The organism is Serratia sp. (in: enterobacteria), assembly GCF_052400455.1.
In the GTDB taxonomy this organism is placed as follows: domain Bacteria; phylum Pseudomonadota; class Gammaproteobacteria; order Enterobacterales; family Enterobacteriaceae; genus Serratia; species Serratia ureilytica.
This window is the reverse complement of sequence record NZ_CP185812.1, coordinates 2631128-2653495: the sequence shown is the minus strand read 5'-3', so window position 1 is coordinate 2653495 and position 22368 is coordinate 2631128. Positions and strand designations below refer to the sequence as shown.

Below are 22368 nucleotides of genomic sequence, written 5' to 3'. Positions count from 1 at the left end.
CTGAATGCTAACTATAGACTGATTTAGCAGCCATGTGGATGGGCAATAACTGATTTTTCAATAATTTCCCGCCGGCGAGGCGACAGGCTACAGATAAAAAAAGACGGCGATCAGTCCACAGAGGATCAGGGCGGTCAGAACGATCTCGAACAGGTAGCGGCGCAGCATCAATGAGAACCCCCCGGATGAAAAAACACCCGGTGAACCGGGTGTCGTGCACGTCAAGCCTGAAGCGGTGAGGGGAACCTCACGACATTACGCTTTTTTGTGGCTGGCTTTCTTGTGGTGCTTTTTAGCCGCCTGGGCTTTTTGCGCCGGGGCTTTTTTGCCGGCTTTCTTGTGATGCTTTTTGGCCGCCTGAGCTTTCTGTACCGGGGCTTTCTTGCCGTGGTGTTTCATCTGAGCTTTAGCCGGCGCAGCGGTGGCGGTGGTTGCGGTAGCCGCAGGTGCGGTAGTGGTGGCAGCCTCGGCAGCGAAAGCCACGGAAGACAGACCCATTGCAGCGGCAACAACCAGAGCTAATACTTTTTTCATCGCAGAATCCTCAACATGACTTTTGGGTATCAACCCCACTGCGGGGCCGTTGAGATGATAGTAGGCAAACGGCGTCCGGCTTTCCGTGAGTGATTGGTTTCGGCTTGTAACCTAATGTACAGGGCGGCGGCGGCAGGAGGGATTGCTGCTATAATGACCGTCAGGCTCGATAAAAGGGATTTAAAATGAACGAGATAACGGTTCGTTGTGGCGTGACGGAACAGGGTGAGGTGCCGCTGGCCTATGAAGACTGGGGCGATGAGGCGCATCCGCCGCTGTTGTTAATCATGGGCATCGGCGCGCAGCTTTTGCTGTGGCCTGACGATTTCTGCCGTGCTCTGGTCGCCAAGGGATTTCGGGTGATCCGCTACGACAACCGCGACGTCGGCCTTTCCGGTAAAACGCGGGCGCAGCGCAAGACGCCGCTGTGGCTGTTGATGTTGCGTGCCCAGCTCGGCTGGCAAACGCCGGTGCCTTATACTCTGGCGGATATGGCGACGGACGCAGCGCATCTGCTCGATCATTTACGCATTCCTCAGGCTCATGTCCTTGGCGCCTCGATGGGGGGGATGATCGCCCAGGTGTTGGCCGCCGAATACCCGCAGCGCGTCGCCTCGTTATGCATCTTGTTTTCCAGCACCAATCAACCGCTGTTACCGCCGCCGGCGCCTTCGCTGCTGTGGTTACTGGTGCGCCGGCCTGCCGCCGATATGACGCTGCAGCAGCGCCAGGAAGGGATGAAGGCCTTTCTGCGCGCGCTTGGCACCGCGACTTATCCGCCGGAGGAGGCGGAGCTGGATGCCCTGGTGAAGCGGTTGCTGAAGCGGGGCGTGGATCCGGAGGGCATGCAGCGGCAACTTTCCGCGCTGCTCGGCAGCGGCGATCTGCGGCGTTACAGTCGGCGCATCGCCGCGCCGACGCTGGTGATTCACGGCGATCGCGATCGGCTGGTGCGCAAGGCCGGCGGGGTGGCGATCGCTCGAGCCGTCGCCAACGCCAGATTGCAGATTATGCCGGGCATGGGGCATGATCTGCCCGCCGCGTTGAGACCACAATTGGTGACGATGATCGCCCGTCATGCGCTGGGATGAGAGACAGATAGGGGCGCTGCTGTTTATGATTTTAGTTACAACATACTATTGGTGAGTAGCAACCCGCCACCCTGTAGCCAAGGCGTTGCCGGCAAGGAAAGCGCGCTATGTAGCATTATTAGGTCAAGCAGAGGAAAAGGGCGCGGCCGTGGCCGCGCACGGGGAGAGATTACAGGTAGCGGTTTTCCAAATGCTGGCGGAAGTAGCGTGGATTGAGCGCTTCACCGGTTGCATTGGCGATCAGCGTGTCGGTCGGGAAACGGCTGCCGTGGCGCCAGATGTTATGCTGCAACCAGTGGAACAACGGCTGCAGATTGCCGGCGGCGATGTCCTCGTTTAGCGAAGGCAGGGCCTGACGCACGCTGTGGAACAGCTGCGCGGCGTACATCGCGCCGAGGGTATAAGTCGGGAAGTAGCCGAAGGCGCCGTCGGTCCAGTGGATATCCTGCATGCAACCGTTGCGGTAGTTGCCGATGGTATCGAGGCCCAGGTAAGCGTGCATCTTTTCATTCCACAGCGCCGGAATGTCCTCCACTTCGATCTCGCCTTCGATCAGCGCTTTTTCAATTTCGTAGCGCAGGATGACGTGGGCAGGATAGCTCACCTCGTCGGCGTCGACGCGGATCAGGCCCGGTTTCACCCGCTGGTTGAGGCGAATGAAGTTGGCTTCTTCCAGCGCCGGCTGTTCGCCAAACTGCGCGGTAACCAGCGGACGCAAGATTTTCAGGAATTCATTGCCGCGCGCCAGCTGCATTTCGAACAGCAGGCTCTGCGATTCGTGGATGGCTGTGGAGCGAGCCAGGGCGACCGGCTGGCCGAGCAGATCGCGCGGCAGGTTCTGTTCGTAACGGGCGTGGCCAGTCTCGTGTACGATCCCGAGCAGCGCGGTCAGGAACTCTTTCTCGTTGTAACGCGTGGTGATGCGCACATCCTCCGGCACGCCGCCGCAGAACGGGTGGGCGCTGACGTCGACGCGGCCGTTGTCGAAGTTGAAACCGAGCAGCTTCATCACGCTCAGGCTTAGCTGGCGCTGGGTGTCCACATTGAACGGGCCCTGCGGCGCCAGGCAGGGTTCATTGGCCTGTTTGGCCACCACGCGCTGCAGCAAATCCGGCAGCCAGGTTTTCAAATCGCCGAAGATGCGATCGAGATCGCTGCTGCGCATGCCCGGCTCATACAGGTTGAGCAGGGCATCGTAACGGCTGGTGCCGGCCGCCTGCGCGCGGATCTGCGCCTCTTCCCGGCTGAGTTTGACCACGTCGCGCAGATTCTCCGCGAAGCCATCCCAGTCGTTGGCCGGGCGCTGGGCGCGCCAGGCGTGTTCACAGCGGGCGCCTGCCAGCGATTTGGCTTCGACCAGCGACGCCGGCAGCAGCACCGCGTCTTCATACTGGCGGCGCATTTCGCGCAGGTTGGCGCGGTCGATCTCGTCCAGCGTCTCTTGCTGCGCACGATCCAACAGCGCGCCGGTGCTTTGTGCCGTTAAAATCTGGTGCTGCAGCACGCTCAATTCGGCCAGGGCTTCGGAGCGCGCCTTGCTGCCGCCCGGCGGCATCATGGTTTGCATGTCCCAACCGGCGATGGCGGACAGGTGGCCGAAACGCGACAGCCGGCTAAAAAGCGCGCGCAGGTGATCGTAAGCAGACGTGTTGGAATGTGCAGATGTCATTATTATTCGGCTCCAATGAGAAGGGTCCGGCGGTATTACGCCAGATCGGCTTTTAAACTGAATGTCGGCTTCACCGGCCAGCAGAAACGGAAGCTGGCGCCGCCGAGCGAACTGCCTTCGACGAACACCTGTCCCTGGTAGGCGACGGCGATGGAATGGACGATGGCCAGCCCCAGCCCGCAGCCGCCGGTGGCGCGATCGCGGCTGGGATCGAGGCGAACGAAAGGCTCGAACACCCGCTCGCGCTCTTCCGGCGGGATACCCGGCCCGTCGTCCTCGACCTGCAAACAGGCGAGATCGCCGTCGAACCACAACCCAACGCGCAGGCGCTGCTCGGAATAGCGCAGCGCGTTGTTGACCAGGTTATCGAGCACGCGCTCCATCAGGCGCAGATCGACGCCGCCGAAGTCGCCGACGTGCGGGATGTCGAGCTGGATGTCGCGTTCCTGATGGATAAGGCGGATATCATCGACCTTGTCCTCCAGCCACTTTGGCAGATCGATGGGTTCAATGTTTAACGCAACCTGCGGCCGGTCCAGGCGGGCATAGGTCAGCAGCTCGTCGATCAGCGACTCCAGTTGGCCGATATCGCGGTTCAGCGCCTGCTGCTCGCCTTCGGACAGGTTATCGCTCATCTCGAGCCGATAGCGCAGGCGCACCAGCGGCGTGCGCAGCTCGTGGGCGATGCCGTCGATCAGCTGTTTCTTGCTGGCGATCAGGGTGTTGACGTTGTCGGCCATCTGGTTGAACGCCACGCCGAGCCGGCTCAGGCTGGAAGTGGGATCGAAGTGGGTGCGTTCATCCAGATGCCCGGCGCCGAGCCGCTGAGCGGCGTTTTCCAGTTTGAGCAGGTCTTGCCAGTGCGGCCGCATCCACAGAAACACCGGCAGCGCCAGCGACATGCCGATAAACACCAGCAACACCAGATCCAGCAGACGCATCTGGTGCAGATAGAACAGATAAGGAATGGGGCCGACCACCAACACATAGTGGCTGCGCGGAATGCGTTGCATAAAGGTGTACTGATCGTCGAGGGCGATGATTTCACCCAGCCGCAGCCGCTTTTTCAGATCCTCGCTCAGTTCCTGTTTGCCGAGCGGTTCGATATGAAGCTTGAACGACAGATTGAGATCCAGCGTGGCGATAGTCTTGTTCCAGTCCTTCAGCGGGATTTCGCGCAGCTCGCTGCGCATCAGGTACAGCGAGCTTTTCATCAAATCGTCCATCGACTGGCGGCCGGCGCGCTCGGCTGTCACCTTGTACACCAGGCCGACCAGCATCGCCATCACCAGAAAACAGACGAACAGCAACAGGAAGAACTGGACGAAAAGTTTTCTCATTGTTGCACCGATGCCCAGGCGTTAGGGGCGAACAGATAGCCCTTGTTGCGCACCGTCTTGATACGGAAAGGCTCCAGCGCGTTGTCGTACAGTTTGCGGCGCAGGCGGGAGATCGCCACGTCGATGCTGCGGTCCATGCCGTCGTAGCTCACGCCGCGCAGGTTTTGCAGCAGCGCCTCGCGATCCATGATCTGCCCGGCGTGGGTCGCCAGCTCCCACAGCAGATCGAAATCCGAGGTGGACAGGGTGATGGTTTCCTCGCCCAGCGTAACCTGACGGTTGACCGGATCGATGCACAGCAGCCCGAAATGCAGCGCGTTATGCTGGGTAAGCGGCTGAACCAACTCTTCTTTCGGCTGCTGGCTGTGTTGACGCAGATGCAAACGCAGGCGCGCCAGCAACACCGCCGGCGGCGTGGTTTTCAGGATATAGTCGTTGGCGCCCATCTCCAGCGACAGGATATGGTTCATGTCGCTGTCGAGCGAGGTCAGCAGCACGATCGGGCCGGGGAAGGTGGGGCGCAGATCGCGGCACAGCGTCATGCCGTCTTTGCCGGGCAGCATGATGTCCAGCAGCACCAGGTCGGGTTGCTCGCGCTCGATGCGTGCCTGCGCGCTGTCGCCGCGCGGTTCGATCAGCACCTCGATATCGTGTTTGCCCAGATAGGCGGCGATCAGTTTGCCGACTTCAGGATCGTCTTCCACAAAAACAATTTTATGCATATGCCCGTGTTTTAATAAGAAAAGCGGATTTCAGCATAGCGCGGCCCGCGAGGTTGCGCCAAGCGGATCTTTGCGTCAGCGCAGCGGCCGCCCGCCGTCGACGCCGTGGGTGCGGCCGGTGACGTAGCGGCTCTCCAGCAGGTAGTTCACCAGATTGACCACTTCGCTCTCGCCCGGCGCGACCTTCATCAGCGATTTCGCCAGCGCCTGCCGACGATAAGCTTCGTCGTCGCCCGGATTGAAGATGATCAGCGCCGGCGCGATGGCGTTGACTTTGACTTCGGGCGCCAATTTGCGGGCGAACGACCGGGTCATGTTGTCCAGCGCGGCTTTGCTGGCGGCGTAGGCGATATGCTTGTCGCTGCCTTTTTCCACCACATAGTCGGTCAGATGGATAATGTCGGCGCCTGCCTGGCCCTGGCCGGTCAGGCAGGACTCGAGCAGTTGATTGAGCAAATAGGGCGTATAGACGTGAATTTGCAGCATCGCCGCCATGACCTGTTCCGGCGGCACCTCCGGCGATTCCGCCTGCCAGGCGCTGGCGTTGTGGATCACCGCGCGCAGCTTGGGTGCGGCCTGCCGCACCTGATCGGCGAAACGATAAATGCCTTCATGGGTGGAAAAATCGCCCTGAATGCAGCAGGCGCCCAAGGCTTTCAACTCGGCCATCGCCGGATATTCGCTGCGGTAGGCGATGATGACCGGAACGCCGCGCTGGAGAAACGCTCTGGCGAGCGCCAGCCCTATGCGCCGTGCGCCGCCGGTAATCAGCACCGGGGCGGAGTTGTGGTGTTCCATTGATTAAAGCTCCTGGACAGACTGGCAAACAATAGGGGAATTATGCCATCATACGGCGGAAAGTCGTTAAAGCTTCGCATGATTATCCATTTCTGGATATAAGATCCCCAATGCATTTCAGGTTGCCCCCGGCGGCGGCTTGAAAGACCACGGGTTAACACTGGCCATGAGAGGAATGAGGGGATGAACAGCAATCACCTTGCATCCATCGCGCGCAGTGAGAAAATCTGTTTCGACTATATGGATTTTCTGTCCGCATCGTGCAGGAAGCACTGGCGCTTTGTTGATGCTATTTATGGTGTGATGCCGATCTTCGGCATGGTGTTGAAATCGCGCGTGACCACGTCGCAAACGCGCAAAGAGCAGTTAAAAGAGTTGGCGCTGCAGGTGGTGTCGACGCAGGTCAGCGATGAAACCAACATTGTGCGCCTGATTGACCTGGCGCAGCAGCAGGGCCTGGCGGTGTTTGATATTCAGTTGCCTTATGCGCTGGAGGCTCAACAACTGGCGGCCATTCAGAAAGAGTGTGCAGAAGGCATTGCGATTACTCTGGTGGGTGAACGCATGACCGTCGCGATCCCTCCCAAAAGCTGACCGGGCATCAACCCGGCCGCCCGTTCATGGTTAGGCAATTGACTCGTCGCGGTGGCCTAACCATGAACGTGATATTTCACGCCGCATGACGGCCGGCGCTAGAGCTGGGTCCCGGCATTCGGGCCGGAGCGCAGGGTATAAATACTGTCTATATGAATTAACACCGCGTACTTCGGCGGCTTCATCCCGTTTTTTTCCGCAAACGTCAACGCATCGTCAAACGGCTTACCCGCCAGAAACAGTTCGGGCGTGCCAACGAAGCGGTAACCGTCCAGCGCCTCGCGATCGATGACCACAACGGCCATTTTCGAGCCGGCCTTGATGTTTTTCAGCGTTTGGCCACCGGTATTTTCGTTGTAAATCAGCGTACGGTCATCATAGAGGCGCAAAGAGCGCTTGGGGCCGATATCGGGAACGCCGTTCGGGCTGCTGGTCGCCTGCACAGGCAGCTGTTTAGCCAGCATCTTCTTCATCTCGTCATTCAATTCATTCATTACAGATGGCCCTCAGATTGGTGTGTCACTTTTAATGCAAGGTAGCGGAAGCGTTGGCGGCCGGCGCGCAGACGCTGGTTTCCGGCAACCGGTGTTCGCGCAGCAAGTGCAGGGTTTCAATCCTGAAGCGCAGCAGGTGCCGTTCGGCGATCTGCTGCATCTGTTCGCACAGCGACGAATCGGCCAAGAGTTGCTCGATAGCGACTCGGGCCTGATGAACATGCAGCTCGACGCCGCGCAGAGGCTTCTGCCGCAGGCGCAGATGGGTAATGTTGTTGAACGTGACGATCAGCGCGGCAAGGGCAGACTCGAAAATATTCAGCGCTTCAAATCTGGCGGTATAGTCCGCATTCAGCCAGGGCTTCTCGGCGATGATCGCCTGAGCCCCCTCCAGCGCCTGTTGATAGCGCGCCATCGCCTGGCGATCGTGCCGCTGATTAAACGCCATGTTGCCCTCGGCGATCAGCGCCTCCCAGGCGGTAAACAAAGGTAATGCGTGCAGCAGTTTCTCAGCCATGAAATGCCTTCCATTTTCAGCCTGTCTTCATCCGCCGCCTGACGCCTCTCGCCAGGGGCACTCGCGTCTTACCATTAACCAACAAATGATAATGATAATTAATTGCATTTGAGATCGCAAGCGTGGCGCATGGCTGACTGTGCAAAGGGGGGAACACGGTAGCAGGGGAAAAAGAGGAAGCAAAATGCGGCTGACGGGCAGCCGCATTGACGGGACACTTTAGTGCAGCATAAACCAGCCGGCGGGCAGCGTGGCCACCAGCAGCAGTAAGATGCTGCCTTTTTCCAGGCGATTCAGCAGATTGATATCCTGATGGCCGCGGCGGGCGTACATGAACACCAACAGGCCCGGCGCATACAGCAGCACCGACATCAGCAGGTGCATCAGCCCGGAAGCGTACAGCAGCCATAAACCATAGACGCAGGCGCCGGTGGCGGCGAAGATCAGGCGCTTGTCGCGGCGACGGTAAGCCACCTTGAACAGAAATGCGCCGACCAGGAAGTAAGGCACCAGGATCATTTCCGACGCGATGGTCAACAGCGAGTTGTAGTTGCTGCCGGTCAACCAGATCAGCACTAACGCCAGCTGCACCGCGATGTTGGTCAGCCACAGCGAAGACGATGGGGCGTGATGGCGGTTCTGCTTGCCGAACACGCGTGGAAATGCGCCGTGCTGTGCGGCCAGCAGGGGGACTTCCGCCGCCATGATGGTCCAGCTGAGGTAGGCGCCGCACACGGAAATGATAAGACCGGCGGCGATGATCACGTCTCCCCACGGGCCAATCAGTTCCACCATCAGCACTGCCATCGACGGGTTGCGCATGTCGGCCAGTTCGCTGCGCGGCACCACGCCCAGCGACAGCAAGGTGACCATCAGATACACCGCCAGCGCCGACAGCACCGCCAACATGGTCGCGCGGCCCACGTCCTTCTTATTGCGCGCGCGCGCGGAAACCACCACGGCGCCTTCCACGCCGATAAACACCCACAGGGTGATCAGCATGGTGTCCTTGACCTGTTCCCATACCGGCTTGCCGAGGGCGATCCCCTGGAAGTCCAGCGTGAACACGTCCATTTTAAAGGCGATCGCCGCCAGAACGGCGAACATCCCCAGAGGCAGCAGCTTGGCGAGGGTGGCCGCAAGATTGATGCTGGCGGCGGTTTGCACGCCGCGCAGCACCAGCGCGTGCACGATCCACAGCAGGGCGGATTCGGCGATCAGCGCCTGCCAGGTATTGCCGTCACCGAGAATAACGTTGCCGCCGCGATCGGTGAAAATGCTCAATGCCGCGAACACGATCACCAGATACGAGACGTTGGCGATCACGGCGCACAGCCAGTAACCCCAGGCGGAGCAGAAGCCCATCAGCTCGCCGAATCCCTCTTTGGCGTAGGTGAAGATGCCGCCGTCCAGATCCGGGCGCAGACGCGTAAGCAACAGCATGGCGAACGCCAAAAACAGAATGCCGACGCCGGTGATCCCCCAACCCAGCAGCAGCGCGGCGGGGCTGGCGACCTGCGCCATGTTTTGCGGCAGACTGAACACGCCGGCGCCCAGCATCGAGCTGAGCACCAAAGCGGTTAGCGCGGTAAGACCGAGTTTTTTTTCCAATGACGGATCCTGAACGCAGAATAAACAACTGGAAGGGAACTGCTTGGCGGCAACAATGTGTTAACAACCATTGCGCTAATAGACAATAGCCCTAAAAATTGGCGCAAATTCTACGGAGGGATGATTAGAGATGCAATGATTGAATATGCGGAATTTACAAAAAACTATTCAACGAGCGGCGAAAAGAGCGGCAATAAAAACGGGCAGCTCAAGGGCTGCCCGATGGTAAACCGAAAAGCGGGTTTTATTTGAACAGATCGGCGCTGACGGTCAGGTTGCCGCCGCTCTTGTTCTGCCATTGGCGAGTGACGTGGTAGTACTTGGCGCCTTTCTCGGCCGCGCGTTTCGCCACTTCGGTGGACACGTCGGTCATGCTGTTGAAGTGGCCGGTGAAGGTGACGGAATCGAACGGCACCATCTGCGCGGCGGTCACGTTGTTCACTTCCTGAATCTTGGTGCCGTTAGGCAGCGTGACGGTATAGCGTTGGCCGGTAGAGGACTGGGTTTCGAAGAAACGGCCCACTTCGCGGCTTGGTGAACCGGAAGACGCGACGCCAGGAATTTCGACTTTCGCGGCTGCGGCGCCGCCGGCGGCCAGCGCGGCGCGGCCGGCGTCAGAATCGGCCGGTATGGCGTCCGGGCTCTGCACGCGGCGTTTCGGCGCATCGGCCTTATAGATGTAGGCGGTGACGAACTGGTTGCCGCCGGAGTTGGCGTCAACCTGGCGCACGATGAAGAACGAGGCGGCACCTTTTTTCTGCGCTTCTTTGGAGATGGCGTCGTTAATGTCCGGCTGGCTGCGGTAGAAACCGCTGACGCTCACGGTATCGTAAGGCTCCAGCAGGTAGGCTTCCTCTTTAGGCAGTTCATTCACGCCGTTAAATACGCGGTATTTTGGTGTTTTGCTCACTTCTGGCGCATCTTTATGATAAAGGTCTGCGGTGACGCGCCAGTTGCCGCCGTTGTTGCTGTTGTTGCTGTCCTGGATATAGAAGGAATCGGCACCCAGTTTGTCTGCACGGCGGGATACGGCGTCGACGGCTTCATTGATCGCATTGAAGCGGCCGGTAATCGTGATGCGATCAAACGGCTTCAGCGCCGCTGCTTTCTCAGGAGTTAACTCTTGCGCCGCATGAGCGGACAGCGCGGTGAGTGATAACAAGGCTGACGCGATGATCGTGGTCTTCAGCTTCATAAAAAATCCTTTCGCCTAGCGCATTAACGTTTATAACGTACTGAACTGTTTAAGTGTAATTCAGCCGTCGATTATTACATGTAATTCTGAAAACTGTCTCAGCATTTTATGTTATCCCGTGCGACAAATCCTTGACGGTGACGCGGGTCGCACGGATGGCGCCGCCGCCATAAGTTTCCATAATAAAGGCTTTGGTGTCATTAGTGTTAATTATTCACAAAATGATAACTTTTATGCTTATCCGCCCCGCATGGCGATAAATCGTTACGCCGGGCGCAAACCTCTAATCATGCAGAATATGCTGTTCTGTATGCATTTTTTCACTGTAAATTGCGATTTGTCATATCGCGCCCGGCATTTTTATGTAAAAACAGGGCTGAATGCGTAAGCAATTATGGATCATCGACCTTATTTTCAGTAGGTTATAGTTGGCGTCTGAAATCAGTGCGGGCAAGTTGACGCCTCGCTCGCCGATGGCGCCGTTCTATGGGCAGGAAAATAATAAACATCATCCAAGACAGGTGAGAAGGGAACATTATGCGTATTGGTGTACCAAGAGAGCGGTTGGCCAATGAAGCCCGGGTCGCAGCCACGCCGAAAACGGTGGAACAACTGCTGAAGCTGGGTTTTACCGTCGCGATTGAACGCGGGGCGGGCAAACTGGCCAGTTTTGACGACGTCGCCTACGAAGCCGCCGGCGCGGCGCTGGTCGACGAAAACGAAGTGTGGCAGTCGGATCTGATCCTGAAAGTCAACGCGCCGCAAGACGACGAGATCGCCTTGATGCGCGAAGGCAGCACGCTGGTCAGCTTTATCTGGCCGGCGCAAAACCCCGAGCTGATGGCCAAGCTGGCGGCGCGCAACGTCACCGCGCTGGCGATGGATTCGGTGCCGCGCATCTCGCGCGCCCAGTCGATGGATGCGCTGAGCTCGATGGCCAACATCGCCGGCTACCGCGCCATCGTCGAGGCGGCGCATGAGTTCGGCCGCTTCTTCACCGGCCAGATCACCGCCGCCGGCAAAGTACCGCCGGCCAAGGTGATGATCATCGGCGCCGGCGTGGCCGGCCTGGCGGCGATCGGCGCTGCGGGCAGCCTCGGCGCCATCGTGCGCGCCTTCGACACCCGCCCGGAAGTGAAAGAGCAGGTGCAGAGCATGGGCGCGGAATTCCTCGAGCTGGATTTTGAAGAGGAAGCGGGCAGCGGCGACGGTTACGCCAAAGTGATGTCCGAAGCCTTTATCAAGGCCGAGATGGCGCTGTTCGCCGCACAGGCGGCGGAGGTTGACATCATCGTCACCACCGCGCTGATCCCGGGTAAACCGGCGCCGAAGCTGATCACCAAAGAGATGGTAGCGTCGATGAAGCCGGGCAGCGTGATCGTCGATCTGGCGGCGCAAACCGGCGGCAACTGCGAACTGACCGTGGCCGACACCATTACCGTGACCGACAACGGCGTGAAAATCATCGGCTATACCGATCTGCCGAGCCGCTTGCCGACACAATCTTCGCAGCTGTACGGCACCAACCTGGTCAACCTGCTGAAGCTGCTGTCGAAAGAGAAGAACGGCGAGATCGATATCGATTTCGACGATACGGTGATCCGCGGCGTTACCGTGGTGCGCAGCGGTGAAATCACCTGGCCGGCGCCGCCGATCCAGGTTTCCGCCCAGCCGAAAGCGGCGCCCGCCGCTGCACCGGTCGCCAAACCTGAAGCCAAGCCGACCTCGCCGTGGCTGAAGTACGGCCTGATGGCTCTGGCGATCCTGCTGTTCGGCTGGCTGGCGGACGCAGCCCCGAAAGAGTTCCTGTCGCACTTTACCGTGTTCGCGCTGGCCTGCGTGGTCGGGTACTACGTGGTCTGGAACGTCAGCCATGCGCTGCATACCCCGTTGATGTCGGTCACCAACGCGATCTCAGGGATTATCGTGGTCGGTGCGCTGCTGCAAATTGGCCACGGCGGCTGGGTGAGTTTTCTCTCCTTTATCGCCGTGCTGATCGCCAGCATCAATATTTTCGGTGGGTTCACCGTCACTCAGCGCATGCTGAAGATGTTCCGCAAGAACTAAGGGGTAACAAATGTCTGGAGGATTGGTTACAGCTGCATACATTGTTGCCGCTATTTTGTTTATTTTCAGCCTGGCGGGCCTGTCGCGTCATGAAACGTCGAAGCAGGGCAACCTGTTTGGCGTCGCCGGCATGGCGATCGCGCTGATCGCGACCATTCTGGGGCCGGATTCCGGCAACGTCGGCTGGATCATCATCGCCATGATCATCGGCGGCTCGATCGGCGTCTATCTGGCGAAGAAGGTCGAGATGACCGAAATGCCGGAGCTGGTGGCGGTGCTGCACAGCTTCGTTGGCCTGGCCGCGGTGCTGGTCGGTTTCAACAGTTATCTGGATCACGGTGCGCCGATGGAGCCGGTGATGGCGAATATCCATCTGACCGAAGTGTTCCTCGGCATCTTTATCGGTGCGGTGACCTTCACCGGGTCGATCGTCGCCTTCGGCAAGCTGCGCGGCATCATTTCTTCCAAGCCGTTGATGCTGCCGAATCGCCACAAGCTGAACCTGGCGGCGCTGGTGATCTCGTTCCTGCTGCTGGTGGCGTTCGTGCGCACCGACAGCGTGGGCTGGCAGGTGGTGACGCTGCTGCTGATGACGGCGATCGCGCTGGCGTTCGGCTGGCATCTGGTCGCCTCGATCGGCGGCGCCGACATGCCGGTGGTGGTGTCGATGCTCAACTCCTACTCGGGGTGGGCGGCGGCCGCGGCGGGCTTCATGCTGAGCAACGATCTGCTGATCGTCACCGGCGCGCTGGTGGGCTCTTCGGGGGCGATCCTATCTTACATCATGTGCAAGGCGATGAACCGCTCGTTTATCAGCGTGATCGCCGGCGGTTTCGGCAGCGACGGTTCATCCACCGGCGAAGCCGAAGAGATGGGCGAATACCGTGAAACCACGGCGGAAGAGGTGGCCGAGCAGTTGAAAAACTCCACCTCGGTGATCATCACCCCGGGCTATGGCATGGCGGTGGCGCAGGCGCAGTATCCGGTGGCGGAAATCACCGAAAAACTGCGGGCGCGCGGCGTGAAGGTGCGCTTCGGCATTCACCCGGTCGCGGGGCGCTTGCCGGGCCACATGAACGTGCTGCTGGCAGAGGCGAAGGTGCCGTACGACGTGGTGCTGGAGATGGATGAAATCAACGACGATTTCCCGGATACCGACACCGTGCTGGTGATCGGCGCCAACGATACGGTGAACCCGGCGGCGCTGGAAGATCCGCGCAGCCCGATCGCCGGCATGCCGGTATTGGAAGTGTGGAAAGCGCAGAACGTGATCGCGTTCAAACGGTCGATGAACACCGGCTACGCCGGCGTGCAGAACCCGCTGTTCTTCAAGGAGAACACCCAAATGCTGTTTGGCGACGCCAAAGACAGCGTGGAAGCGATTTTGCGGGCGTTGCAGAAGTAAAATTGGGCAACCAAAGAAAAACGGGCCGCTTTTCAGCGGCCCGTTTTTTTATGTGCGAAGCCTAATCTTCGTCGTCATGCTCATCGTCTTCATCCGCCTCGATCGGGCAGTTGAAGTTCTCCGGCTTAATCACCAGCAGGTCGCATTTCAGATGATCGATCACATGTTCCGCCGTGTTGCCGATAAAGGCGGCTGAAATGCCGGTGCGGCCCAGGGTGCCCAGCACCACCACGCCCGCCTGCAGATGTTCGGCCAGATCGGGGATCACCTCTTCCGGCAGGCCTTTTTCCACGTGGGTGAACTCTTCCTTAATGCAGAATTTTTGCCGTAGCGCCTTCATGGCGATCAGATGCTGGCCGCGAATGGCGTCGTTGTAGACGCTTGGGTCGAAGTCGGGCAATTCGATGGCGATGTTGATCGGGGTAACGGGATAGGCGCCGACCAGGTGAACCTCGGTCTGGTTGACGTTTTGCGCCAGTTCGACGGTTTCTTGCACCAGTTTGATATTGAGCGGGTCGTGATAGGGTTCTTCGCTGGCCAGATTGACCGCCACCAGCGCCTTGCCGCCTTCCGGCCAGGGCTGGTCTTTCACCATCCACACCGGGCAAGGGCATTTGCGCAGCAGGTGCCAGTCGGTGGGGGTAAAGATCACCGACTCCAACCGGTCGTGTTGGTGCGCCATTTTCAGCAGCAGGTCATGTTGGCCGGAAAGCACTTCCTGAATGATGGCTTCGAAGGGGCGGTTATGCCAGACCACTTTGATTTCGATCGGCACGCCGTCGTTGAGATAGAAGCGACACTGCTCGTTGATCCAGGCGGCGCGTTGGCTGATCACACCTTGCCGCATCGCCGTTCTTTCATCCGGGGAGAGCAGGGTCGTCATTTCGTAAGAGAAGTCATAGATGGGCAGGAAGGCCTTGATGCGCCCGCCGTTCCGTTTTACCAGGTACACGGCGCGGCGCAATGCCGGCTGATCGTCCTGATTGGGGTCAATAGCCACCAGAAGATTCTGATACTTCGCCATAGGGCCTCCTTACAGCTGAAATCAACAGTCTGTTAATTTACAGAGTAACCCAACATTGAAAAACAGAACAACAACAGAAGCGTGCCGGATCAACAATTTCGGGGAAATGGTGATCCGGCAGGAGAATCAGGCGTTGACGGTCACGTTGATACGCGGCGTACCGGCCAGCACCGACAGGGCGTCGGCGTTTTCGATGGTGATATATTTGCCTTTCACGCTGAGGATTTCGCTTTTCTGGAAGCGACCCAGCAGTCGACTAATGGTTTCCACCGTCAGGCCGAGATAGTTGCCGATATCGCCGCGGGTCATGGTCAAACGGAACTCGCGCGGAGAGAAACCGCGCTCCGCAAAGCGGCGCGACAGGTTGTAAACGAACGCCGCCAGGCGCTCTTCGGCGTTTTTCTTCGACAACAGCAGGATCATGTCCTGGTCGCCTTTGATCTCGCCGCTCATCAACCGCATGATCTGCTGACGCAGGTTTGGCATTTTGCCGGACAGATCGTCGAGGGTCTCGAACGGAATTTCGCACACCATCGAGGTTTCCAGCGCCTGGGCGAAGCTTGGGTGCTTCAGGCCACCGATGGCGTCAAAGCCCACCAGGTCACCCGCCAGGTGGAAGCCGGTGATTTGCTCGTCGCCTTGCTCGGTGATGGTGTAGCTCTTGATGGTCCCGGAACGGATCGCGTACAGCGATTTCAACTCGTCGCCGGCCTTGAACAGGGTCTGGCCTTTCTGAATAGGCTTTTTCCTCTCGATAATGTTGTCGAGCTGATCCAGCTCGTGGGCATTAAGGGTGAAAGGAATGCACAGCTGGCTGATGCTGCAGTCCTGGCAATGGATCGCACAACCACCAGACTGGATACGACGAATCACGCGTTTTTCCGGGATCATAGATTACGCTCATTCAATAATTGATATGAGTCAATTTTAACATCTTTTGCCGCAGCTGATAAGGGTAGCATTAGTCTGAATAGGGGCATTGTGTGCGAATTTTACGCACACATGCCGCCGATTATTCTGTAGGGGACTGAAGTTATGAGTATTATTTGTGACTTATGCGTTTTATTCACACAAGTTATTCATGGGGCCCAGCGGCCTGCGAGCGTGGCGTTGAGCAATGGGCTTTATTAAGCGTCGCCAAACAATGGCGCCGGATAATCGCCTGGCGCGGCTACAGCAGGCTTTTAGGCAGGTAGCCTTCGTGCTGCAGCAGCCATTGTTTGCGCTGTACGCCACCGGCATAGCCGGTCAGTGCGCCTTGCGAACCGATCACTCGGTGGCAGGGCACGACGATGCTGATCGGATTTGAACCGTTGGCCATGCCGACTGCGCGCGAGGCGGTCGGACGGCCGATGCGTTGCGCGAGCTGGCCGTAGGTCAGGATCTCGCCGCAGGGGATTTGGCGCAGCTGTTGCCAGACGGTGCGTTGGAACTCGGTGCCGGCGGTCATCACCGGTAACCGATCGATAATGCTCAGTTCACCGGCGAAATAGCGCTGCATGGCGTCGGTCAGCCCGCTGGGATCGCGCTGTTCGCGCAGGGTGAACCGATCGGCGCGGTAGTGGGTATTCAGCAGCTTCATCAGGCGCGCTTCGTGATCGGTCCAGTCAATCGCCCGCAGGCGCCCCTGTTCATCGGCAATCAGCACCAGTTCTCCCACTGGCGTGGCGGTACGATCAATCAAAAAAGTCTGCATCTGGATCACTCCTCGGTTTGGTAGGGCGATTATCGCATGAAATGGAAGGGAGCGATGGCGGATTTCGGACATGCTGATGGGCGACCGCAGGGTCGCCCGAATAGCCGGCTTACGGTAAGGCGGGGAGTTATTGTACGATAAATTTATAAAATAAATTTATAAGTCATCAAGACAAATTGTGTCTTGTTTATTATTTCAGCAGGCAGTAATGCTTTGTGGTTACTTATAGCTGATGGTCACGCGTTTTAAATGGGGATCGTTATTCACCATCTCACTGCTGACGGCAGAAACTAATTCTTTTGGCATCGCTTTTAACGAAGAGGATATATACCCGTTCTGATATTCCGTCACTTTACCGAAGCAGCTGGAGATAAGCTTTTCATCCTGATGTTTGACGGTGCATGCAGGCGTGGTAATGGCGCCGGTGAAGCGGACGACGCCAGAGGCGACCTGGCTGCCGGAAAGCGGTTTTGCTTGCAGAGCGAAGGGCAGAATGACCAATGCGCTTAATACGGCTAAGTAATGGTTCATACGCTGTTCCTTTCAGAGTAAAAACACTGCCAATTAAAAAACAAGCGCGCTTGTTTTCATAAAATAAGCTATTTCGCTTGGCGAAATAAAAACGAATGGGCAAAAATCCTACTGCCTGCATTCAATGAATTTGATAATAGAGAGGTAGGATGAGTAAAACCATGATTTGGATCATAGTGAAGACCGGTTAATGGTTTCAGGCGCGGGCGGGATAACAGGCTGTGATCGTTCTCTCAGGAAAGCGGAAAATGGCGGGATGTTTTCGCCCCCGTGGTGCAGCCACTGAAACCGGGGGCGGGCGTGGGGTTACAGCATGCCGCTGCTGCCGCAGATGCGGATCTTTTCCGCCACCACTTCTTTCATCGCCAGCTTGCCGGGGACGATGTATTTGCGCGGATCGTTGGCATCCGGATGCTGTGAAAAATAGCTTTTCACCGCATCGGCGAAGGCGATTTTCAATTCGGTGGCGACGTTGACCTTGCAAACGCCGAGCGAAATCGCGCGCTTGACCATCGCTTCCGGAATGCCGGAGGCGCCATGCAGCACCAACGGCACGTCTACCTGTTCGCGGATCAGCGCCAGGCGTTCGAAGTCCAGCTTCGGTTCGCCGTGATACAGGCCGTGGGCGGAACCGATCGCCACAGCCAGCGAATCGATGCCGGTGGCGGCGACAAACTCGCGTGCCGCCACCGGGTCGGTATAGAAGCTGTCCGCCGTATCGACGATCAGATCGTCCTCTTGCCCGCCCAGGCGGCCCAGCTCCGCCTCCACGCTGGCGCCGTAGCGATGGCACAGGGCCACTGCGGCGGCCACCTTGGCGATATTCTGCTCGAACGGCAAATGGGAGCCGTCGATCATTACCGAGCGGATGCCGCTTTTCACCTTGTGCTCGATGTCATCGAGCTCTTCGTGATGATCCAGATGCAGCGCCAGCGGCAGATCGTAGCGGTGCGCGGCCGCCTGACAGATACCGATCAGGTAGTCGGTGCCGGCATAGCTGAAGGTGCCGGGCGTGCCGGCCATGATCACCGGCGAGCGCAGCTCGGCGGCGGTCTCCGCCACCACCTGCACGGTTTCCAGATTGTGAACGTTAAACGCCGGAACGGCGTAACCCTGGCGCTGCGCCTTGAGCAGCATGTCTCGGTTGGCTATCAGATACATGGGATCTCCTTACAGCTCGGGGGAAGGAAAACGGTAAATCGTCACGCCTTTCACCACCCGGTTAACCTCGCCGGTCGGGCAAGGGTTGTCTGGTGTCAGCCCCAGCGCCAGCGAACTCTCGAAGGCCAGCATTTGGGTGAACAGCAGATACGGGAACAGCAGCCAGATATCGTCTGCCGCATCGTGCATATGCAGCAGGGCATCAGCGAGGGGTTGGCGCTCGCCGGTCAATCCGACCAGCTGCATCGCCTGCCCATCGCGCTGCAGTTCGTTCCACAGATCGCGGTCATACTGGCGGGCGTAGTCGTCGCGCGAGAACATCAACACCACCAGCGTCTGGCCGTCGACCATAAATTTCGGACCATGACGCAGGCCGAGCGGCGAGTCGTAGCGCGTCACGATGTGCCCGGCGGTCAGCTCCAGCATCTTGAGCGAGGCCTCTTCGGCGAGGCCGGTAAAGCAGCTGCCGCCGAGGGTGATGTAGCGGCGGAAACCGCCGGCGGCCAGCGCCTTCACCTGCGGCGGCAGCGTTTCTCGCAGAGCGCGGCAGCGCTGCACCATGGCATGCAGCGGCGCCTGGGCGGCCTCGAGCGACAGGGGGCCGAGCAGCAGCGCGGCGCTCAGCATCATGCAGCTGAAGCTGGAGGTCATGGCGAAGCTCTGATCGTTGGCGCCTTGCGGCATCACCAGCGAACAGACGTTGTCGCGCCGATGCGCATACTGCGCCAGCTTGCTGTCCGGGTTGCACACCAGCATCAGGTGGTAGCTTTCCGGCAGCAGTTGATCGGCCAGCTCCACCGTCGCCACGCTCTCCGGGCTGTTGCCTGAGCGGGCGAAGGAGACCAGCAGCGTCGGCCGCTCAGGGTCGAGATACTGCAGCGGGTTGGCGACGATATCGGTAGTGCCGTAGGCCACCACGTTGCGGCCGGTGCGTTCGCGCAGCCAGGGGGCCAGGGCGCGGCCGGCGAACGCCGAGCTGCCGGCGCCGCACAGCACGATCTGCTGGCGCGGATTGGCCAGCAGCGGCGCCAGAAACGGCTGCCATTGCGCCTGTTGATCCTGCAGCTGCCGATGCAGCGCCGCCCACAGATCCGGCTGATGCCAAATTTCTGCGGCGGTGTGCCAGGCGTTGCGCTGCTTCAGCCAATTCGCCTCGTAAGAGAAATACGCGTTCATGATGACAACTCCTTAAAAGCCTCGGTTAACGGTCGGCGATAATCACGTCGATCCCTAAATGGTGCAGCGCCTGCAGGTAGTGCGCCGGAATACGGCTGTCGGTGACCAGGCGGTGGATCTGGCCGATGTCGCGATCGTGCAAAAACTTGTGCGGCCAAATTTGCTGGCGTCGGCGAGGATGTGTTTGACGTCGCGATTGATGCGGATGGTGACGCTGGAGACCGAAAGCAGCTGGCTGAGCGGTTCCACGCGCGACGCGCCTTCGCGGCACAGCGGGTCGATAATTAATTCCCGGCGTTTTGCGGTAGTGATCATTAACGCAGACTCCTGATTTACCTGTAGCCGTGCCCGACCGCGGCTTAATAAGCCGCAGCAATACCGACCGGAGCGCTTTCAGTTGTTCGTGGCGAATTACAGCAAACGAAACACTGAAATGCAATCGATTAATTTTAAAATATCTATATCTATCAGTTGCTTATATTTGTTTTTGCTTTCGTTTGAGCGCCAACCGAAAGCAGCGTCAACGCAAACTGAAAACGGCAAATTCGTTATTTTTCAGTCGACAATTCCCGGCATTTAATTATTCAGTCCGTCGAGGCCGAAAGCCGCAGCGATAATTCGGCAGCCGCCGGGCTTTCACTGTTTTTTTATGCCGGCGCGTGTAATAGCGCCGCATTGCAGCGGGTGAGGGTGAACGACAGCGGCCATGCGTTTCCCTCCGGCGAGGATCTGCAGCCGATAGCGCTTGCGTGAGGCGGTGAACCGCCGCATTGAAGCGTTGCTGGCGCCGATGTGAGGGGAAGTGGGGGCGAAAATGCGTCTTTCGCTCCCAAATCGCCATTACTTTGCTATACCTGATAGTCGATGGATTCATTTTATTGTCATGTGACTGACATGTCAGAGTCATGGCTCTGGCTTAAGTTTGCAGCGACTACGTCAGGAGATAACGCGATGTTCAGCCTGGATTCTCTGTTGCAAGATGCATTTCCACACCGCAATACCCCTGCCTGGCAGCGCAGCCTGCTAAGAACCCTTCTCTTCGAAAAAGAATTCAAACAGTTCGCCGCCGACTATCCCCACCTGAAAGGGCTCGATCTGATCGAGCAGGTGGTGGACTACTTTAACCTCAGCTGCGAGTTGGTGGACGGCGATCTGGAAAACATCCCCAGCCAGGGGCCGGTGGTGCTCGTGGCCAATCACCCGATCGGCTCGCTCGACGGACTGGTGCTGTTGCGCGCCGTCGCGGCGGTGCGTCCGGATGTGAAAGTGGTGGCCAGCCAACTGCTGACCTACATCGAACCGCTGCGCAACCTGTTCGTGCCGGTGGATAACGTCGCTTATAAAACCAGCCGCAAACAGATAGAAGGCATGCAGCAGCAGCTGGACAATCAGGGCGCGCTGATCCTGTTCCCGGCCGGCGAAGTGTCGCGCATGAGCCCGAAAGGCATCCGCGACGGCCACTGGCATACCGGTTTTCTGCGTCTGGCCGCCAAGGCGCGCGCGCCGATCGTGCCGATTCATATCAGCGCGCGCAACAGCAACCTGTTCTACTTTACGTCGCTGGTCTACCGTCCGCTGTCGACGCTGCTGCTGGTGCGTGAAATGTTCCAGCAGCGGGGCGGGCGCATCAGGATCCGCATCGGCGGCCGCGTGCCGTTCGCCAACTGGCACGATGGCCACACCAGCGCCAAGGATCTGGCGGAGCGCTTTCGCCGCCACGTGTATCGCCTGGGCCAGGGCAAACCGGGGCTGTTCGCCAGCGAATCGCCGATCGCGTTGCCGGAAGAGCGTCTGGAGCTGAAAAAGGCGCTGGCGAACTGCGAAAGACTGGGGGTTACGCCGGACGGCAAAACCATCTATCTCTATCGCCGTCACGATGAAGCGCGCACGCCGATCCTGCGCGAGCTGGGGCGCCTGCGCGAGATCGCTTTCCGCGCGGTGGGGGAAGGATCCGGCCGCCGCCGCGATCTGGACAGCTACGACGACGATTATTATCACCTGGTGCTGTGGGATGAAGAGGAGCTGGAGATCGTCGGCGCCTATCGTTTTATCCCCACCGCCGAACAAATCGCGCGTAAGGGCCTGGAGAGCATCTACAGCAACAGCCTGTTCCACTATGACCGCGATATGGAACCGATCCTGGCGCAGGGCATCGAACTGGGGCGCAGCTTCATTCAGCCGGCCTATTGGGGCAAGCGCGGGCTGGACTATTTGTGGCTGGGCATCGGCGCCTATCTGTCGAAATACCCGCAGTACCGCTATCTGTTCGGCCCGGTATCCATTTCCGGCGGCATGCCGCTGGCGGCGCGGGATCTGTTGATCGCCTTCTATCGACTCTATTTCTCGCCGGACCACGCCTTCGCGCAGTCGCGTCGTCCTTATCCGGCGTCGTTGCCGCAGGTGCTGGCGCAGTTTGCCGGGGATAACTACCAGGAAGATCTGGTGCGGCTGAAGAGCCTGCTCAGCAACATCGGCTGCTCGATCCCGACGCTGTACAAACAGTACACCGAGCTGTGCGAACCGGGCGGGGTGCAGTTTATCGACTTTGGCACCGATCCGGCCTTCAACAACTGCATCGACGGCCTGGTGCTGGTGGATACCTCGCGGCTCAAGCCGTCGCGTTATCAACGTTATATTGCGGTGCATCAGCCGCAGGAAGCCGAGACGGCATGATCGGCGTCTGACTCATGCCTTTTTGATCTAAGCACGACCTTGGGGCCGGCGACGGGATAGCGCTACGATA

At 58.9% G+C, this 22368-nt stretch carries 21 protein-coding genes and 1 pseudogene; 6 read left to right on the top strand and 16 right to left on the bottom strand.

Features of this window, described 5'->3' with window-relative positions; translation table 11 throughout:
* Positions 1-255: 255 nt before the first annotated feature.
* On the bottom strand, positions 256-534 hold the full coding sequence (gene asr / locus ACORQT_RS12845) for an acid resistance repetitive basic protein Asr (RefSeq protein WP_164057205.1): 279 nt from the start codon (positions 532-534) through the stop codon (positions 256-258).
* A 185-nt stretch (positions 535-719) separates the two neighbouring features.
* On the opposite strand from asr, the gene ACORQT_RS12840 reads away from it, so the two are divergent.
* A complete protein-coding gene (locus tag ACORQT_RS12840) occupies positions 720-1625 on the top strand; it encodes an alpha/beta fold hydrolase (RefSeq protein WP_089194808.1) in 906 nt (301 codons plus the stop codon).
* Positions 1626-1794: 169 nt separating this feature from the next.
* On the opposite strand, the gene ACORQT_RS12835 is transcribed toward ACORQT_RS12840, so the two are convergent.
* The 4 genes from ACORQT_RS12835 to folM all read right to left on the bottom strand — a co-directional run bounded on the left by ACORQT_RS12835 (position 1795) and on the right by folM (position 6154).
* Positions 1795-3294, bottom strand: coding sequence for a carboxypeptidase M32 (locus ACORQT_RS12835; RefSeq protein WP_033650292.1), 1500 nt, complete (start codon positions 3292-3294; stop codon positions 1795-1797).
* Positions 3295-3329: 35 nt separating this feature from the next.
* Positions 3330-4634, bottom strand: a complete 1305-nt coding sequence (gene rstB, locus ACORQT_RS12830) for a two-component system sensor histidine kinase RstB (RefSeq protein ID WP_033643213.1) — start codon at positions 4632-4634, stop codon at positions 3330-3332.
* Positions 4631-5356, bottom strand: a complete 726-nt coding sequence (gene rstA, locus ACORQT_RS12825) for a two-component system response regulator RstA (protein WP_164057204.1) — start codon at positions 5354-5356, stop codon at positions 4631-4633. The genes rstB and rstA overlap by 4 nt, the downstream gene beginning before the upstream one ends.
* Before the next feature lie 75 nt (positions 5357-5431).
* Complete coding sequence (gene folM / locus ACORQT_RS12820) at positions 5432-6154, bottom strand: dihydromonapterin reductase (RefSeq protein WP_033643212.1); 723 nt, start codon at positions 6152-6154, stop codon at positions 5432-5434.
* A gap of 183 nt (positions 6155-6337) precedes the next feature.
* Here folM and ACORQT_RS12815 point away from each other — a divergent pair, with 183 nt between their 5' ends.
* Positions 6338-6748, top strand: a complete 411-nt coding sequence (locus ACORQT_RS12815; protein ID WP_033643211.1) for a hypothetical protein — start codon at positions 6338-6340, stop codon at positions 6746-6748.
* A gap of 98 nt (positions 6749-6846) precedes the next feature.
* On the opposite strand, the gene ACORQT_RS12810 is transcribed toward ACORQT_RS12815, so the two are convergent.
* The 3 genes from ACORQT_RS12810 to ACORQT_RS12800 form a co-directional block, all read right to left on the bottom strand.
* The gene (locus ACORQT_RS12810; protein ID WP_226886078.1) at positions 6847-7221 is read right to left on the bottom strand and encodes a pyridoxamine 5'-phosphate oxidase family protein; all 375 of its coding nucleotides are present in this window, start codon (positions 7219-7221) and stop codon (positions 6847-6849) included.
* 52 nt (positions 7222-7273) lie between these two features.
* Positions 7274-7759 carry a hypothetical protein gene (locus ACORQT_RS12805; protein ID WP_042784623.1) on the bottom strand — a complete coding sequence of 162 codons (486 nt, stop codon included), beginning with the start codon at positions 7757-7759 and terminating at the stop codon, positions 7274-7276.
* Between the two features lie 219 nt (positions 7760-7978).
* Positions 7979-9370 (bottom strand): amino acid permease, encoded by a 1392-nt coding sequence (locus ACORQT_RS12800; protein WP_033643208.1) that lies wholly within the window; start codon positions 9368-9370, stop codon positions 7979-7981.
* Positions 9371-9427: 57 nt separating this feature from the next.
* Between ACORQT_RS12800 and ACORQT_RS12795 the strand changes: the two genes are divergently transcribed.
* Positions 9428-9622 carry a hypothetical protein gene (locus tag ACORQT_RS12795; RefSeq protein ID WP_127897184.1) on the top strand — a complete coding sequence of 65 codons (195 nt, stop codon included), beginning with the start codon at positions 9428-9430 and terminating at the stop codon, positions 9620-9622.
* Here ACORQT_RS12795 and ydgH read toward each other — a convergent pair.
* Positions 9615-10565, bottom strand: coding sequence for a DUF1471 family protein YdgH (gene ydgH / locus ACORQT_RS12790; RefSeq protein ID WP_025302966.1), 951 nt, complete (start codon positions 10563-10565; stop codon positions 9615-9617). The two genes, ACORQT_RS12795 and ydgH, sit on opposite strands and share 8 nt — an antisense overlap.
* Before the next feature lie 537 nt (positions 10566-11102).
* Between ydgH and pntA the strand changes: the two genes are divergently transcribed.
* Together pntA and pntB are read left to right on the top strand one after the other, a co-directional pair.
* A complete protein-coding gene (pntA, locus tag ACORQT_RS12785; RefSeq protein WP_042784620.1) occupies positions 11103-12632 on the top strand; it encodes a Re/Si-specific NAD(P)(+) transhydrogenase subunit alpha in 1530 nt (509 codons plus the stop codon).
* 10 nt (positions 12633-12642) lie between these two features.
* Positions 12643-14037 carry a Re/Si-specific NAD(P)(+) transhydrogenase subunit beta gene (pntB, locus tag ACORQT_RS12780; protein WP_042784619.1) on the top strand — a complete coding sequence of 465 codons (1395 nt, stop codon included), beginning with the start codon at positions 12643-12645 and terminating at the stop codon, positions 14035-14037.
* A 61-nt stretch (positions 14038-14098) separates the two neighbouring features.
* On the opposite strand, the gene uspE is transcribed toward pntB, so the two are convergent.
* From uspE to ACORQT_RS12745, 7 genes and pseudogenes are all read right to left on the bottom strand, one after another.
* The gene (gene uspE / locus ACORQT_RS12775) at positions 14099-15061 is read right to left on the bottom strand and encodes a universal stress protein UspE (protein WP_004938281.1); all 963 of its coding nucleotides are present in this window, start codon (positions 15059-15061) and stop codon (positions 14099-14101) included.
* Positions 15062-15187: 126 nt separating this feature from the next.
* Entirely contained in the window at positions 15188-15952 is a 765-nt protein-coding gene (locus ACORQT_RS12770) for an FNR family transcription factor (RefSeq protein WP_004938278.1), read from the bottom strand.
* Between the two features lie 280 nt (positions 15953-16232).
* Positions 16233-16757 carry a methylated-DNA--[protein]-cysteine S-methyltransferase gene (gene ogt, locus ACORQT_RS12765; protein ID WP_004938274.1) on the bottom strand — a complete coding sequence of 175 codons (525 nt, stop codon included), beginning with the start codon at positions 16755-16757 and terminating at the stop codon, positions 16233-16235.
* 219 nt (positions 16758-16976) lie between these two features.
* Entirely contained in the window at positions 16977-17288 is a 312-nt protein-coding gene (locus tag ACORQT_RS12760) for a hypothetical protein (protein ID WP_033643206.1), read from the bottom strand.
* A gap of 306 nt (positions 17289-17594) precedes the next feature.
* On the bottom strand, positions 17595-18449 hold the full coding sequence (locus ACORQT_RS12755; RefSeq protein ID WP_033650298.1) for a tagatose bisphosphate family class II aldolase: 855 nt from the start codon (positions 18447-18449) through the stop codon (positions 17595-17597).
* Between the two features lie 9 nt (positions 18450-18458).
* Positions 18459-19625 (bottom strand): SIS domain-containing protein, encoded by a 1167-nt coding sequence (locus tag ACORQT_RS12750; RefSeq protein ID WP_444859173.1) that lies wholly within the window; start codon positions 19623-19625, stop codon positions 18459-18461.
* 25 nt (positions 19626-19650) lie between these two features.
* Positions 19651-19802: pseudogene (locus ACORQT_RS12745) on the bottom strand (transcriptional repressor AgaR); the annotation flags it as partial.
* A 774-nt stretch (positions 19803-20576) separates the two neighbouring features.
* Here ACORQT_RS12745 and ACORQT_RS12740 point away from each other — a divergent pair.
* Entirely contained in the window at positions 20577-22298 is a 1722-nt protein-coding gene (locus tag ACORQT_RS12740; RefSeq protein WP_033643203.1) for a lysophospholipid acyltransferase family protein, read from the top strand.
* Positions 22299-22368 lie beyond the last annotated feature (70 nt).

What these genes read in the sequence shown, in the direction of transcription:
- asr (WP_164057205.1), bottom strand. Translation starts at nt 534, where the DNA reads ATGAAAAAAGTATTAGCTCTGGTTGTTGCCGCTGCAATGGGTCTGTCT.
- ACORQT_RS12840 (WP_089194808.1), top strand. Translation starts at nt 720, where the DNA reads ATGAACGAGATAACGGTTCGTTGTGGCGTGACGGAACAGGGTGAGGTG.
- ACORQT_RS12835 (WP_033650292.1), bottom strand. Translation starts at nt 3,294, where the DNA reads ATGACATCTGCACATTCCAACACGTCTGCTTACGATCACCTGCGCGCG.
- rstB (WP_033643213.1), bottom strand. Translation starts at nt 4,634, where the DNA reads ATGAGAAAACTTTTCGTCCAGTTCTTCCTGTTGCTGTTCGTCTGTTTT.
- rstA (WP_164057204.1), bottom strand. Translation starts at nt 5,356, where the DNA reads ATGCATAAAATTGTTTTTGTGGAAGACGATCCTGAAGTCGGCAAACTG.
- folM (WP_033643212.1), bottom strand. Translation starts at nt 6,154, where the DNA reads ATGGAACACCACAACTCCGCCCCGGTGCTGATTACCGGCGGCGCACGG.
- ACORQT_RS12815 (WP_033643211.1), top strand. Translation starts at nt 6,338, where the DNA reads ATGAACAGCAATCACCTTGCATCCATCGCGCGCAGTGAGAAAATCTGT.
- ACORQT_RS12810 (WP_226886078.1), bottom strand. Translation starts at nt 7,221, where the DNA reads ATGAAGAAGATGCTGGCTAAACAGCTGCCTGTGCAGGCGACCAGCAGC.
- ACORQT_RS12805 (WP_042784623.1), bottom strand. Translation starts at nt 7,759, where the DNA reads ATGGCTGAGAAACTGCTGCACGCATTACCTTTGTTTACCGCCTGGGAG.
- ydgH (WP_025302966.1), bottom strand. Translation starts at nt 10,565, where the DNA reads ATGAAGCTGAAGACCACGATCATCGCGTCAGCCTTGTTATCACTCACC.
- pntA (WP_042784620.1), top strand. Translation starts at nt 11,103, where the DNA reads ATGCGTATTGGTGTACCAAGAGAGCGGTTGGCCAATGAAGCCCGGGTC.
- pntB (WP_042784619.1), top strand. Translation starts at nt 12,643, where the DNA reads ATGTCTGGAGGATTGGTTACAGCTGCATACATTGTTGCCGCTATTTTG.
- uspE (WP_004938281.1), bottom strand. Translation starts at nt 15,061, where the DNA reads ATGGCGAAGTATCAGAATCTTCTGGTGGCTATTGACCCCAATCAGGAC.
- ACORQT_RS12770 (WP_004938278.1), bottom strand. Translation starts at nt 15,952, where the DNA reads ATGATCCCGGAAAAACGCGTGATTCGTCGTATCCAGTCTGGTGGTTGT.
- ogt (WP_004938274.1), bottom strand. Translation starts at nt 16,757, where the DNA reads ATGCAGACTTTTTTGATTGATCGTACCGCCACGCCAGTGGGAGAACTG.
- ACORQT_RS12760 (WP_033643206.1), bottom strand. Translation starts at nt 17,288, where the DNA reads ATGAACCATTACTTAGCCGTATTAAGCGCATTGGTCATTCTGCCCTTC.
- ACORQT_RS12755 (WP_033650298.1), bottom strand. Translation starts at nt 18,449, where the DNA reads ATGTATCTGATAGCCAACCGAGACATGCTGCTCAAGGCGCAGCGCCAG.
- ACORQT_RS12750 (WP_444859173.1), bottom strand. Translation starts at nt 19,625, where the DNA reads ATGAACGCGTATTTCTCTTACGAGGCGAATTGGCTGAAGCAGCGCAAC.
- ACORQT_RS12740 (WP_033643203.1), top strand. Translation starts at nt 20,577, where the DNA reads ATGTTCAGCCTGGATTCTCTGTTGCAAGATGCATTTCCACACCGCAAT.